Source organism: Lysinibacillus sp. PWR01 (assembly GCF_043359455.1).
GTDB classification, from domain to species: Bacteria; Bacillota; Bacilli; order Bacillales_A; family Planococcaceae; genus Lysinibacillus; species Lysinibacillus fusiformis_F.
Map to the genome: position 1 here is coordinate 86,651 of NZ_JBHERJ010000073.1, position 14,042 is coordinate 100,692.

12 protein-coding genes and 1 pseudogene are annotated in these 14,042 nt (G+C 33.0%); 10 read left to right on the forward strand and 3 right to left on the reverse strand.

The window, feature by feature from the left end; all coding sequences use genetic code 11:
• Positions 1 to 2: 2 nt before the first annotated feature.
• The 4 genes from ACEVFT_RS15130 to ACEVFT_RS15145 all read left to right on the forward strand — a co-directional run bounded on the left by ACEVFT_RS15130 (position 3) and on the right by ACEVFT_RS15145 (position 4,869).
• Positions 3 to 2,159: an ATP-dependent helicase gene (locus ACEVFT_RS15130; RefSeq protein WP_393950587.1), complete on the forward strand. Its 2,157-nt coding sequence runs from the start codon at positions 3 to 5 to the stop codon at positions 2,157 to 2,159.
• A gap of 412 nt (positions 2,160 to 2,571) precedes the next feature.
• Entirely contained in the window at positions 2,572 to 3,090 is a 519-nt protein-coding gene (locus ACEVFT_RS15135; protein WP_393950588.1) for a sigma-70 family RNA polymerase sigma factor, read from the forward strand.
• Entirely contained in the window at positions 3,087 to 4,106 is a 1,020-nt protein-coding gene (locus tag ACEVFT_RS15140; RefSeq protein WP_393950589.1) for a DUF4179 domain-containing protein, read from the forward strand. Before ACEVFT_RS15135 ends, ACEVFT_RS15140 begins: the two co-directional genes overlap by 4 nt.
• A gap of 187 nt (positions 4,107 to 4,293) precedes the next feature.
• Positions 4,294 to 4,869, forward strand: a complete 576-nt coding sequence (locus ACEVFT_RS15145) for a hypothetical protein (RefSeq protein WP_393950590.1) — start codon at positions 4,294 to 4,296, stop codon at positions 4,867 to 4,869.
• Between the two features lie 244 nt (positions 4,870 to 5,113).
• On the opposite strand, the gene ACEVFT_RS15150 is transcribed toward ACEVFT_RS15145, so the two are convergent.
• A complete protein-coding gene (locus tag ACEVFT_RS15150; protein WP_393950591.1) occupies positions 5,114 to 5,896 on the reverse strand; it encodes a hypothetical protein in 783 nt (260 codons plus the stop codon).
• A 426-nt stretch (positions 5,897 to 6,322) separates the two neighbouring features.
• On the opposite strand from ACEVFT_RS15150, the gene ACEVFT_RS15155 reads away from it, so the two are divergent.
• The 4 genes and pseudogenes from ACEVFT_RS15155 (at position 6,323) to ACEVFT_RS15165 (ending at position 9,224) form a co-directional block, all read left to right on the forward strand.
• The gene (locus ACEVFT_RS15155) at positions 6,323 to 6,811 is read left to right on the forward strand and encodes an RNA polymerase sigma factor (protein ID WP_393950592.1); all 489 of its coding nucleotides are present in this window, start codon (positions 6,323 to 6,325) and stop codon (positions 6,809 to 6,811) included.
• Entirely contained in the window at positions 6,798 to 7,451 is a 654-nt protein-coding gene (locus ACEVFT_RS15160; protein ID WP_393950593.1) for a zf-HC2 domain-containing protein, read from the forward strand. Before ACEVFT_RS15155 ends, ACEVFT_RS15160 begins: the two co-directional genes overlap by 14 nt.
• 22 nt (positions 7,452 to 7,473) lie before the next feature.
• A pseudogene (locus ACEVFT_RS24770) lies at positions 7,474 to 7,581 on the forward strand (dihydrofolate reductase); the annotation flags it as partial.
• Between the two features lie 386 nt (positions 7,582 to 7,967).
• Positions 7,968 to 9,224 (forward strand): DUF445 domain-containing protein, encoded by a 1,257-nt coding sequence (locus ACEVFT_RS15165; RefSeq protein ID WP_393950594.1) that lies wholly within the window; start codon positions 7,968 to 7,970, stop codon positions 9,222 to 9,224.
• Between the two features lie 1,140 nt (positions 9,225 to 10,364).
• Here the strand turns inward: ACEVFT_RS15165 and ACEVFT_RS15170 are convergent.
• On the reverse strand, positions 10,365 to 10,640 hold the full coding sequence (locus tag ACEVFT_RS15170; protein WP_009371666.1) for a YqhV family protein: 276 nt from the start codon (positions 10,638 to 10,640) through the stop codon (positions 10,365 to 10,367).
• Positions 10,641 to 11,143: 503 nt separating this feature from the next.
• Positions 11,144 to 11,773: a LysE family translocator gene (locus ACEVFT_RS15175; RefSeq protein WP_393950595.1), complete on the reverse strand. Its 630-nt coding sequence runs from the start codon at positions 11,771 to 11,773 to the stop codon at positions 11,144 to 11,146.
• A gap of 671 nt (positions 11,774 to 12,444) precedes the next feature.
• Between ACEVFT_RS15175 and ACEVFT_RS15180 the strand changes: the two genes are divergently transcribed.
• Together ACEVFT_RS15180 and ACEVFT_RS15185 are read left to right on the forward strand one after the other, a co-directional pair.
• On the forward strand, positions 12,445 to 12,969 hold the full coding sequence (locus ACEVFT_RS15180; protein WP_393950596.1) for a sigma-70 family RNA polymerase sigma factor: 525 nt from the start codon (positions 12,445 to 12,447) through the stop codon (positions 12,967 to 12,969).
• Positions 12,962 to 13,978, forward strand: a complete 1,017-nt coding sequence (locus tag ACEVFT_RS15185) for an LCP family protein (protein ID WP_393950597.1) — start codon at positions 12,962 to 12,964, stop codon at positions 13,976 to 13,978. The genes ACEVFT_RS15180 and ACEVFT_RS15185 overlap by 8 nt, the downstream gene beginning before the upstream one ends.
• Positions 13,979 to 14,042: the final 64 nt, after the last annotated feature.

A 14,042-nucleotide genomic window follows, 5' to 3' on the forward strand; every position in this document is an offset into this window, starting at 1 on the left:
ATATGAATGGAGCGCAAAAAGCATTTTTTGAGGAAAAGGAGCGTTCACTTGGCGTTTATCTAAATGATGTGCAGAAGCAGGCGGTATTGCAAACGAGTGGTCCGTTGTTACTTTTGGCATCTCCTGGTTCAGGAAAAACAACGACGATTATTATGCGTATTGGCTATATGATTGAGACGCTTGGTGTGAAGCCTTCTCGCATAAAGGCTGTCACGTTTAGTAAGGCATCGGCAAATGATATGAAGGCACGTTTTGCAAAGTTTTTTCCGCATTTGACACCGGTTGATTTCTCAACGATTCATAGTTTAGCATTTCAAGTTGTGCGGCAGACACTTGAACGTCAGGGCATTTCGTATGGGATTATGGAAGAAGCGGACAAGCCTGGTGTTATGTCAAAAAAACGAGTGCTTCGTGAAATTTTTGAACAATTAAATGGCTCGAAAATTACTGAAGATCAGTTAGACGAGCTACTGACGTACATAACGTTTGTCAAAAATAAAATGCTGCCAGAACAGGAATGGGCAATTGCCGAAGTAAAGGTGCCCAGAAAAGTCGAGATTTTACAGCGGTATGAGGAATATAAGCGCTCAGGTAGTGACCGTTTATTGATTGATTTTGACGATATGCTGTTAATGGCGAATGATATTTTTACGAAAAATCGAGAGGTGTTGGCGCAATATCAACGTCGATACGATTTTTATTTAACAGATGAAAGTCAGGATACGTCGCCAGTTCAACATGCGATCATCGAGAAGCTCGTCGCAGTCCATCAAAATGTATGCGTCGTTGCTGATGAGGATCAGGCCATTTATAGCTGGCGCGGTGCAGAGCCCGATTATTTGTTGAATTTCCAAAAGATTTATCCGGAGGCACATGTTTTACTAATGACACAAAACTATCGTTCATCTGCAACGATTGTAGAGCCAGCTAATCTATTTATTCAGCGAAATAAAAAGCGTTATAACAAACAAATGTTTACGCAAAATCCTGCAGCAGAGCCAATCTCGTTTAAAATCCTAGAGAATTACAGTTTACAGGCCAAATATTTAGTGAACCAGTTAAAAAATTTGTCTAAGCGTGGCACAGCGGCTGTTTTATATCGAAATAATACGTCAGCCATTCCGCTTATGGACGCCTTAGACAGAGCGGGTTTGCCTTTCTATATGAAGGATTCCTCAATTTGCTTTTTCACGCATTGGGTCGTGGAGGATATTATGAACTTCATGCGGCTAGCGTACAATACAAAAAATATCTCGATATTTGAAAAAGTGTACAGAAAAATGAATGCTTATATTACACCAACGCAATTAAAAGCGCTGCATAAAGTGCCAGAGGATGGCTGTGTATTCACACTGTTGTTAGAGCATGTGGAGTTAAAGGATTATCAGCCTGAATATATTAAGCGGATTCGCAAAACGTATGATAGCATTCAATTTGATAAAACAACGCCAACAGCCATGCTAGAGCATATCCGTTATGACCTTGGTTATGAGCGTGCCTTAAAGAAAATGAGTGAGGACCTCGGTTTTAATTATGAAAATTTACAAGATATTGTGGATGTACTTGGGTTAATTGCTCGCCATACGTCAACGATGACCGAATTTGCGGGACGTTTGAAGTACCTTGAAAATTTAGCACGTACGTCTCATACGAAAAATGAATGGAATGCTATTACACTAACAACATTACACAGTTCAAAAGGCTTGGAATTTGACCATGTGTATTTGATTGATTTAATTGATGGGATTTTACCTAGTGAGAGGGAAGAAGAAATAGAGGAAGAAACGAGACTCTTTTATGTCGGTATCACACGTGCTATTCACCATTTGGAATTAATTTCATACAGCAAGCGCTTTAAAGCAAGTGTGGTGCCATCGATGTTCATGAAGGCGTTAAAACAAATCGTCTCACCACAGGAATTGCCAAAGAAAGCGTCAAAAAGTCCGAAGAAAGCACTAAAGCAATACCGCAATGAGCAGACGATTACAACCGAATCCGCGTTAATCGTTGGCTCAAAAGTAAAGCATGTGATTTTTGGAGATGGCGAAATTTTGGCCGTTACGAGTAGCACGATTAAATTGTCATTTGCTACGGGGATAAAGCAGTTTATGACGGATACATGTTTACAGCAAGGCTATTTAGAAGCGGTGGAAGATTAATGCAGCGTATTCGAGTTTTTTTCGAATACGCTTTTATAATAGTGCTAAATAATTTCCTAGCGAACGAGTCGCATATTTTGTTGGAGTCTACTGACTTACATTGAATGACCGAATATGCAACTATACCTAAGGATTTTATACATTTAAAAGTGCTCCCTTTTTAAGAATATTGGTAATAAGACAAGAGTAAACACAACATTTGTTGAGTAACTCTTGTCTTTTTCTATTGTTTGTTGGACAATCAAATATCTTCTAAGCAACTTGATAGTTCTAAAAGATGACATACTCAAGCCATCTTGGAAAATTTGGTTTTAGGTAGTCAGATCTACTTTGTAAAAATATTTAACTTCTATGCAACTAATTACTGATCAAAATACTCTAACGGTATGTAAGGAAAGAAGAGGTGTTAATGATGAAATCTGAATTTCTAGTGAAAAAAGCACAAGAAGGAGATGGAGAAGCGTTTATACAGTTAATAAGGCAATACGAATTGATTCTTTATCGTACCGCAAAGATTTTGGGTCTAAAAGATGAAGATATAGCAGATTTATTGCAAGAGACGGTTTTAACTGCCTTTGAAAAAATAGGTACTTTAAAAGAGGTGAAATATTTTAATACTTGGCTTTGCCGTATCTTATTGAACAATTGTTATCGCTTTATGAAGCAGCATAAGCAGGTTGTATCTCTCGATTCAGATACACTAAATGCATTATCACATCAAGACCATTTACCACTTGAGTTAGACGATGCGTTGAATAGCTTAGATGAAAATTATCGTATTGCATTAACACTGTATTATGTGAATGGGCTAACAACTAAGGAAATTAGTGAGTTACTTCATGAACCCGAAGGCACAATTAAATCGAGAATTTCGAGGGCAAAACAATATTTGAAAAACAACTATTATGTGGAGGAGGCACAATCGCTATGAAAAACAGTGGAGAAGAACGCTTTCAGCAAATGAATAAAGAGCAAGAGTTACCACAATCACTTCGAATAGCTTTTGATCAATCCTACGAACAGATTCGTCAACTATCAAAGAAAAAAACTAAAAAGTCATGGTTTAAGCCTATGGCAGTTGCTGCCGTAGCGACAATTGCGCTAGCTTCAGTGGTTTTGTTAACAAATAATACAGTTTTAGCAAAATTACAAACCTTTTTCAACTTAAAGGATCCTGGGATTGAATTAGCAAGTGATCATGGAGATGTGCAATATGTGGCACAATCACAGCAATCAGAAGATATTACCATAACACTAGAACACTTTTTTGTGGATGCATATCGATTAGCTATGCAGTTCAATATTGAATCGGATCATATGCAAATGGGTGACGTGTATGATATGAACGTGGAATTTCGACTTTATAACGCACAGGGTGAGGAAATAGATGCTTTCGTATCCGATACAAAGCCAATAGCAGGCCCAGGAATTTTTAGTGGCGGTCAGTTCACATTGGAGAATGTAAAAAAACATGCTGTAACATTAGAAATGCTCAGTGTATCTAATGGAGTCGCTGTACCTTCATTAGATGGTGCTGAACTAGTTATTGAAACAATAAATTTAATAGATAAGGATGGAAATGCTAGTTTGATTGATGGCGAATGGGCATTTGATTTAACATCAGCATCGGTTAAAACACAAGTTTTTGTAGGGGGAAATGACGTTCCAGGTCTCGAATTACAACAAGCTGCATTAACAAATGGTTCTATGCAAGTATCTTTTAAAATTGATAATTACGTTGAAAATGAAAATGATATTTTTAAAACAGCATTAGTAAATGAAAAGGGCGAATCCTTCTACGCAAACAGTGCAAATGTTGAATACTTAGAAAAAGAACAACAAACAATCATTAGTTTAGTTTTCCCTTACAGCATATGGAATGAACAGCAAGATCTTTCATTAGCTGCAAAAGGCTATAAAAAGTTAAGATTAGTCGAGAAAAAATAAAAAAGAAACAACAACTTCATGAACCATAGTGAAATGCCTGAAATACGTTAGTTAGATTTGAAAAATGAAGTTTTCCTCTTAAAGTACCTGATGCAATTGTTCAATAGAGCAGTTGCATTTCTATTTACTAAGCAGGATGGTGAAAGAACATTAAGGGTATCTTATTATTTAAAAGGAGTAACCTACAATGAAAAATCTATGCTTAATTAGCTTGTCTACGTTTATATTTTCGTTTAGTCTGTCCATGTTATTTGGAAATCCTGCTTATTCACAAACTACATCTTCAGATGAAATGGCATATTTATATCCAGCTAATAAGGAAAAAATATTTGATGAAACTGTAGAGGGATTTTACCAGGCACTTAGAGATCTAAAGTATTCTGTACATCAGGAGCTTTATCAAAGATATAAGCAGAAGCCAAAGGAACAGCAAAGACATTTAGATACTGTTCTTTTTAAAGAAATGCCTGATGCATCTGTAAGTATTAGAAAAAAATTATTATTTAAGGAAGTAGAAGGATTCAATTATATAACCTTTGATGGCAATATTCTTCGTACTTATCCTGGTATAGATATTAACGACTATCAGGTTATTAGCCCTGAGAGGCAAGTTTATTTCTTTTATTCCTTTAAAGACACAGAAAAAGAATTTAGGGGTAGATATGCAATTTATGATGTTGAAACGAAAGAAATGGTAGCAGCTGGAGGGTCTTATATGCCAAAGCTCAATCTTACAAGGAACACTTACGATAAAGAAGGATAAGTTTAGGTAAAATAGCAAAAAGTTGTTGAAATCTTATTCAATTAACGTGGCCATTAGTAAATTTATATTCAGCAATCGGGCGTATTTCTTTAATAAGGAATGCGTCTATTTGCATTCAAGGCTATATTGTGGAGTAAAGTAATTACCTACTCCTATATCATGCATTTGGAGCAGGTTAGTTGTAGAAAAATGAAATATAAAATTTTAGCCTTATCAATTTACATGATAAGGCTAAAATTCACTCTTATTGAGATTTTTCACGTCCATTTAATTTTTGATCTTGTTTTAACCAAAAATCGGGTGGTTGATAATTAATGAAAGAATAATCAAGTTCAGCGCCATTTGTTGCTAACTGAACTAACAAAAGTTTCTCTTTATTACTTGGATGTATATCTGCAGTCTTAATGGAAATTACCTCTACTCCTGTTCGTTTAGGTGTTCCAACCACAACAACTTGATTTCCTTTTGTATAAACATCTGTGATAGTAGTTTGAAACACAACTATATAGAGGTCTAAATCTGTTTCATTTGCAGTAGTAGAAAAAGTAATACCCACATTCTGTTGGAAATTTAATTCAGCCGATATCCCAATGGCATAAAAAGGGAATATGCGGTGAAGAGAATAATGTATTCGAGAAGGAATATAGCTCCATCTCCCACCCCAATATGTGCTATGCCAGTGTTCTTCATATATCGGTCTAATATAGCTTGGTTCGCTTTTTATTACTTTGAAAGGAATTTTTACTCCTTCTTTTAACACTTCTGAAATGGGGATGATATCGGTAGGAAAACTCATTTCTGTTTCTTTTTCAAATGGAAATGGTGAATCAAGAATAGTGGTAGGTTCAGGTGGTTCGAGGCTATCTAAACGTTGTTCCAATTCCTGAGTTTGTTTATGTTCACCTTTATCGCTGTGCGACTGATAAAAGGGTAACTCCAAAGATTTTGCACTTATGGACTTACTGTAATCAAGTAAGCTTAAAATAATCGAAAAACAAATCATATAGCCAATCTTTGTTTTGAACATATATTCATCACCTCACCATATTTTCTGCTTTTACTAGGGAGTTATGCGTGAGATAAGTTATTCAAGTAACAAGTGCTTAAATTATAGTACTTACGGTGCAGTTTACTTGAATTAGGACTATATGACCTAAAGGCAGACCTTTTATATGTCTGCCAATTTTCATAATTTTTGTAACGAAACTTACTTTACTTAGTCTTAATTAGGAAAGGAGGTAGAAATGTGACTGAGTTTGAGCGTATATACAATCAATACTTCCGGGATGTTCACTCGTTTGAAAAGATAGCAGTTTAAGGCTTTAAAAAGCATCGATAAATTCAAAGGCAATTGCAAAATCAAAAAATATAATGCTCATCGTGTAAAATATTCCAATATTTTTGTAACGAAATTAAATTCTAGGAGTTATATAAGTGAAAGGGGTGAAAAGAGGTGGACTTTGAGGAAATCTATCAAGCATATTTTAAAGAAATTTATTTGTTTATCAAATCATTAAGTCACGATGAGGGGATAGCCGAGGAAATTACGCAAGAAGCATTTTTTAAGGCGTTAAAGGCAATTGAAAAATTCGATGGTTCTAAAGATATTAGAGCGTGGCTTTTTACAATTGCAAAAAATACATATTTCTCTCACTACAAAAAAAATAAACGACAAATAGATTTGGATGTAGTAGAAGAATCAGGAGTGCAAATTGTAAATCATTTGATGAATGAAGAAGATGCCTTTGCAGTTCACCAGTTTCTACACTCGATGAAAGAGCCATATAAGGAGGTCTTTTCATTACGGACTTTTGGAGAATTACCGTTTGAGAAAATAGGGCTTCTTTTTGGAAAAAGTGCAGGCTGGGCAAGGGTGACCTATTACAGAGCAAGGAAACAAATTACTGAGTATATGGAGGAGAAGAATTATGAAAGAGATTAAATGCACAATTATTCAAGATATTTTACCTCTTTATATTGATGGAGTAGTTAGTCAAGATACAAAAGAAATGGTAGACCAGCATTTACAGCATTGTGAAAAATGCCAAAAGGAATATGAAACAATGAAACGTAACCTGTATATTCCAGCAGAAAATAAAGCCCCTATTATTCAAAAGATTAATAAAAAATGGCGTAAGAAAAAAGTTATCATTTCATTTGCCTCCATTTTTGCTACAACTATCTTTTTATTAGGAGCGTATCTACTTATTTTTTATTATGAAAGGGTTATTCCGTATTCGAAAGATCTATTTAAAATTGAAATGCAAAATGATAATCAATTGGTTTCTCATTATTACGGTAAAAGTTATGCTACTTTTCACGGGACCCATCCTAGTCCATTTGAAATTGACGGTGAGAAAAAGAATGTGAGTTTTATCTTTTATACAGAAACAATTGCCGATTCACCTTCAAGAAAACTTTTTAGCAATGAAAATAATGAACGAGGATATATCTCTAACCTTCCTGAAAGTGAAAAAATTGATGCTGTGTATTATGTGGACTATGATGTAGAAAAAATCACTGCTGGAAAGGATTCTTGGGATTCAATTTTAGAACGTGCTGTATTGATCTGGGAAAAATAAAACAAATTATGAGAATTTAGTTTTCCCAGAAGTTCATTTCAATAATTGGAAAGAAGTTTCTGTTGAAAAAGGGATAATGAATGACAAAAACCCTTATAACTACTATTTTCATGTTTATGAAAGAAAATAGTGCTTTACTTTAAGATAGGATTCCATAGAGATCCTATCTTTTTCTTTTTCAAATGACGGAAAAAGTCGGCTTATTTGGGAATATTAAAACCGTGGTATATTATAATCAGATAGTGGGCTTAAAGGATTGGTTAGCTTTTTTAATGAAGATGATGGTCAAGATGACTTAACACCAGCAGACGACAGAGAGTAAATTGATGTTGCTGTTATAATGGATGAGATGGAATAAATCGGTTCTACTTGATTAAACACGAATTTGGCATCTAAAATTCGGATTGATGGATGTTCCATTTTGATGCATTCAATACAGACTATGTTGTATTTTACTAACGAAGCAAATTAGTCCGATAAGGAATATGTATAAAAAAATTTAAGAGGTTGATTACAGTGATAAAAAAAGGAAATAAATCAAATTATTTAGCGAAAATATCTTTAGGCGTTATGGGTGCAGGCTTTCTCATAACGATTCCTTTTCAAGAAACCTTTATGGGACGATTATTGCAAGGTGGATTTGAGGCAGGACTTGTTGGAGGATTGGCAGATTGGTTTGCTGTAACAGCTCTTTTTCGCCATCCAATGGGTATTCCCATCCCTCATACCGCATTGCTGCCAAAAAACCGAGATCGAATGATTACAGCTCTTATCACCATGCTTGAAAAAGATTGGCTGACTAAAGAAAGTATTAAAGAGAAAATCAATCAAATTAATTTTACAGATAAACTAATACAAATTGCTGAGAATGAATTGTCATCAGTAACTTTGAAGAGAAGAATTAGTTTAATTCTTAATGAGTTCATCAGTTTTGTCAATATAGAAAAAATGGCTCCGTTTATTGAAAAGGAGTTAAAAGAGTATCTTCATACTTTAAAAGTAGAAAAAATTCTTGAAACTATAATTACTCAAACATTCAATAGAAAGTTAGATGAAAAAGCTTTGAACTATATCTTGACTGAAATGGAAAAGTGGATGTCAAAAGAAGAGACAAAGCGAAAAATAGGAGTAATGGCCAAACAATTACTTGATAATACCGAAGCAGACGGCTTTTTAAAGATGGCAATTAGTTCTTTTCGTAATCTAATAACGGAGGAAAAGCTAGGGAATATGCTTCAACCATATTTGCTTAAAAGAATCATTCTTTTACAAAGAGAAGATGACCCATATAGGCATTTGATTCTTTCTCGAATTCGAGAAGAGGTAGTAGGCATGCAGGATAAGGAAGAATTGATGGCTGAGATAAATAATTGGAAGAAAACATTCGTAAACAATTGGAGCCCAGTAGATCAAATTACTGAGATTTTAAAACAACTACAGAAAAAGTTGATGCTTCTAGCCGAAGATGACGAATATATTGACAAGCATGTGATTTCATTTATTCAAAACTATGTAAATAACATAGTAAAAACACCTGAAAAAATGGAAAGTATTGAAAATTGGATTCAAAAGCAAATTTTATATTACCTTGATATGAACCATTCAAAAATAGGAGTTCTCGTTAAAGAAAATCTAGATAAATTGGATAACGAAACGCTTATTAATATGATGGAAAATAGCGTTGGTAAGGATCTACAATGGATACGAGTGAATGGAGCTATATGCGGGTTTACGATAGGAATTCTCTTAACGATCTTGAAATCGATTTTATAGGATTAATGAGTAAGGGCCTCATTTAGATTCAGAAAAGGTGAACCGTACACAAATGATGGTAAAGCAGAGTTTTGAATTAGTTCCAGATCGTGCATTATTAGGTTTACTCTAAGTATAAAGCGGCAGAAACACTGCCGTTTTATTTATTTTTCAGAATGTGCTATTACTACAATTTCAATAACCTCGCCAAAATTGAATTTAGGAATTTTACCACTTAAAAACATAAAATCACTCCTTTAAAACAAAAGGCTAATATTCCTTTAGCGAATACATAATGTGGTGGGAAAATTTCACTTTGTTAAACTAACGGAGCTGTGTAGTTAAAGAATTTAATTGGCTTTTTTTACTTGTATTAATAGTTTGGAAAGTAACTTAAAATTGTTTTCATAAGTAGTTAGAAAGAGGTTTATATGAGAGCGTTTATTATACTATTACAAATAGTAAGATGGTTATTTATATTAGTAATATGCTGTGCTTGTATTATTTTAGGTGCTGTAATATTAGGTATGATGGGTATTGATGTACCCAATATAGAACCAATTTTAAATATAGCATCAGTACCAATTTTGCTATTTAGCAATAAAATTTTCCTAATAATAATAAACATATTTGTCATTTTTGTTTTACTTTATTTTCAATTAAGAACGTTGAAAAAGGCTAACAAGGAATAAAAAGACCATCAAATTATGCTGATGATCCTCATACAAGGGAACTGACATATTCAAGCCTAAAATTATTTTGGGTTACATAATATAAATACTTTGGTCACAATTTTCTAATCTAGTCATCGGATGTTTCCCATAATTTATCGTTTTATCTAGATTCTTCTTAAGACGAATAAAATATTCAGTGCAACAATTGTCTAGACAAAAATCTAATCTAAGTCAGCAGATGCAGCAAGAATAGAAGGGCTAGAAGAGTTATGTAAAGCTAAAAGGGTTATTGAGTTAATGACACTGAATGAGAGAGGATGTAACGGTCAACCAATGCCACAACCGAATAAGTGCTTGCAATACACTCAATATAAATTTGTGCATGTAGAGGTACCTATACATAAAAAAATGCAGCGTTATCACACGCTACAATAAAATATTGTTCAAAAATGACGGAAAATGATGGCTAATAAATGGGATGTCCATATTACTTAATATGTGAGCTAATAATAATAAGTGTGATACCGGTAAATAAGCAAATGATTCTCGTCACAGGAATTTTATCAGCTAGTCCAAATAAGGCAATTGCTGTCGTTACGATTAAAACTGTTGGACCAACCAATGCAAGCATTGTATTAATATAGAATGCTTTTTCTAAATTATTCAACTTTAGCATCAACAATCCAGCACTTACTTCAATACTTCCAGACAATACACGTAATATAACCATAGCAAGAACCGATTTTTCAATAATTGTCATCATCCTATCTTTATAGAAAATTTTTGCTTATATTCTAATTCCATCATTAGGATAATAATAGTTCTGTTTTAATGAAATACTAAAATCAATATATGTATGATCCGTATCTAATATTCTTGTTAGATAATTCTTTATATTAAGAAGTGATTAATAGTTCTGTTTTAATGAAATACTAAAATCAATATATGTATGATCCGTATCTAATATTCTTGTTAGATAATTCTTTATATTAAGAAGTGATTTTCTAGTTAAAAGTTCAAAGAATTGATTAATAGAATCAGTTTTATATATCCATTTTCTGTTTTTAAAAGGAAATAGTATGGGAAAGATAGTACTATCAATGGTACTTAAACATATATACTAAAGGGAAACTATAAATTTCATCACTATATTGAATGAATGTCAGAAATAAAGTCGGCAGTAAACGAGCGGATATTAATTAAGAAACAGTCCCTTCAAATTTGAAAGGACTGTTCATTAAGGGGGCATTGCTTTATTTTACAAGTTTAATGTGGAGCTTTTGTTTGAAGTAGCTTTAACCCCATACAAATAAATATCATTCCTGTTATTTTATTCAGAATCATACCTAATTTTTGGTTTCCTCTTAGTTTTTTAGTAACGTACGAGGAGAAATAAGCAACAAATAAACACCATAGGAGTCCAGTTGCTGTAAATGTAAGCCCTAAAATTAAAAAAGGAGCAGGACCTGATGCTTTAATATCTATAAACTGCGGAAGAAAAGCAATAAAAAATAACGAGACTTTGGGATTCGTTAGACTTGTTAAAAGACCTTGTATATAAATTTTTCTTAAGTTTAATTTACTTGATGACGCTTCAAAACCTATGTTTGATTTATCAAGTATCATTTTAATTCCTAGATAAACGAGATAAATAACACCAATAATCTTTATGGTATTAAATAATACAATCGATTTTGTTAGAATAAGCGATAAGCCAAAAGCAACAAATAACGTATGAACCAAGGAGCCAGTAATAATACCGAATACAGAATAAACACCAGCTCTTTTACCTTGTGAAATACTTCTACCAACAATATACATGGTATCAGCACCTGGGATTAGATTTAATAATATCCCTGTTAATAAAAACATTTCATAATTAATAATACCGTACATATTAGCACCTCTATCTTTTTTGGGGTGCCCTTATCGATATTAAAGTAATTGAAAGAAAAATGAAAGCCTCTTTAGATGGAATAGCAAAAAAATATACTTGGTTAGTGTTTTACTGAACACTTTGAATTAATTTATAAAAAAGGTAATCTGTTACTTATTACGAATAACGAAGAATTTGTGAAGAATCATATTTTAATTAACAAGTGCTATAGCACAACAAGGGTTTTTTAATAATAATCAGACTTTTCTATAAAGAATTTAATCTGCCCCATTAAATAAGAGCATGTTTTGAACAATCTTTTTCAAAACATGCTCTTTAGATTTGCTCTGATATCATTAATTAAATCCAACATTATTACAATGCTACTCTATTCTTATGAAATAGTAGGAGAGAAGAATAAATGGTTAGACAGGAGTCATTCACTTTCAAAGAAATCGCGTCTATAATTCAGACATTGATAATTTATAAAAGGAGCAATCAATAGAATTTATGGAAAGATTGATCAAATAATTAACAAATCCAACGCCCGCCTATTCTCAGCGCTTACACTCGCAATTGTTACAAGTCGGTAACGGATATTTCGGAGTTATTTTTAAAAATTGAACCTTTCTTGAATTGATAATCGTCTAATAGAAGAATTTGGGAGCAGGTTGAGAAGGAGGGAAGTAGATTGGATAGAGAAGAAAATGATTTCATACTAGAAAAATTGATGATTGATTATGGTAATGAGTTGGTACGATTGGCCTTTTCATATGTGAAAGATGCAGAGATTGCGAAGGACATGGTTCAAAATACGTTTATCAAATGTTACAAAAGCCTTGATTCATTTCGCTTTGACGCACAAATTAAAACATGGCTTTATCGTATTACCATTAACGAATGTAAGGACTATTTGAAAAGTTGGAATTACAAAATGGTACACGTAAAAAGTTTTATTAATGAAACGGCGAAGTCAATATTACCTTCAACAGAAAAAACAGTACTTGATAAATACAATAATGAAGAAATTAAAGATACGATTTTTTCTCTTCCAAAAGTATATTGGGAAGTGGTTTATCTATACTACTACGATTCATTGACGACTGATGAAATTGCCAATGTTTTAGATGTTTCAGTAAATACAGTGAAAACTCGATTAAGAAGAGCAAAACAACGATTAGAGTCGATGATAAAGGAGGCAGAAGTTAATGAATGAGAAACGTTCAAAAACTCACTTTTCTAATAAGTTGAATCAAGAACTACAATTTACGAAAGAAGATCGTCAAAAAGTATTTGAACAAATTAAGAAAATAGACAGGGATTCTCATATGCAAAAAAAGTCACCTATTTTCCTACAAAAATTCGCACCAGTAACAGTTTCTATATTAATAATAGGTCTATGTTTATTTTTATTTTTGCCATCATTACTCCCTGGAAATCTGACTAAAGAATCTAACATACGTACTGCAAGTAACCAAGTGGTTGAAGAAGAGAAGGTTTCAACTACATTAATTACGGTGAAATCAAAGGAGATGGATAATAGAATTTATCTAAATCTATTACTTACTTATAATAAAGATAAAAAGATGATGAAAGTTGTATCATTCCCTGCTGAGACATATGCACCAGTATCGACTAATAATGATGGGACACCTTTGTACGATAAATTATTGTTTGCATATAAATATGGGGGCGCTGATAATGTAAAAACGACTGTTTCAAAATTATTAGCATTACCAATTGATTATTATTCAGTAATTGATGTGGAAACTATTTCAACGCTCATTGATTCTGTAAATGGATTAGAATACGATTTGCCAGAAGATATTCGAGTGAGAGCAATCACACAAGTAGCATTTGAATTTGAAAAAGGATTACAGAGTTTTAGCGGTGAAGAAGTTATCGCATTATTGATGGCAGCCACAGAAGGTGTAAATCTAAATGAAGAAAATCTCGTAAATCTATTGCAAGCTATAATTAATAAAATGGAAGCTGAAATGCCACCAGTACAATTAAAAGAAATGTTTACTCAAATGGAAACGAATACATCACTTGATTCATTGTTAGAAAATCAGCCAGAAATTCATTCAATAAAATTGGTTTCTTTAAGCAACGGAATGCAAACGGATTCAATAACATTAAGTGAGACAGAGGGTAAATTTTATTATAAATTTGAAAAAGATTTTTTAAATACTATATCAGATAATTTAACGACCTTTAACTAAGTATAATATAACACATACAAAATAACGTTCCCAAATCAAATTTTTGGAAACACTTGAAAAAGCC

What these genes read in the sequence shown, in the direction of transcription:
- ACEVFT_RS15130 (WP_393950587.1), top strand. Translation starts at nt 3, where the DNA reads ATGAATGGAGCGCAAAAAGCATTTTTTGAGGAAAAGGAGCGTTCACTT.
- ACEVFT_RS15135 (WP_393950588.1), top strand. Translation starts at nt 2,572, where the DNA reads ATGAAATCTGAATTTCTAGTGAAAAAAGCACAAGAAGGAGATGGAGAA.
- ACEVFT_RS15140 (WP_393950589.1), top strand. Translation starts at nt 3,087, where the DNA reads ATGAAAAACAGTGGAGAAGAACGCTTTCAGCAAATGAATAAAGAGCAA.
- ACEVFT_RS15145 (WP_393950590.1), top strand. Translation starts at nt 4,294, where the DNA reads ATGAAAAATCTATGCTTAATTAGCTTGTCTACGTTTATATTTTCGTTT.
- ACEVFT_RS15150 (WP_393950591.1), bottom strand. Translation starts at nt 5,896, where the DNA reads ATGTTCAAAACAAAGATTGGCTATATGATTTGTTTTTCGATTATTTTA.
- ACEVFT_RS15160 (WP_393950593.1), top strand. Translation starts at nt 6,798, where the DNA reads ATGAAAGAGATTAAATGCACAATTATTCAAGATATTTTACCTCTTTAT.
- ACEVFT_RS15170 (WP_009371666.1), bottom strand. Translation starts at nt 10,640, where the DNA reads ATGATGACAATTATTGAAAAATCGGTTCTTGCTATGGTTATATTACGT.
- ACEVFT_RS15175 (WP_393950595.1), bottom strand. Translation starts at nt 11,773, where the DNA reads ATGTACGGTATTATTAATTATGAAATGTTTTTATTAACAGGGATATTA.
- ACEVFT_RS15185 (WP_393950597.1), top strand. Translation starts at nt 12,962, where the DNA reads ATGAATGAGAAACGTTCAAAAACTCACTTTTCTAATAAGTTGAATCAA.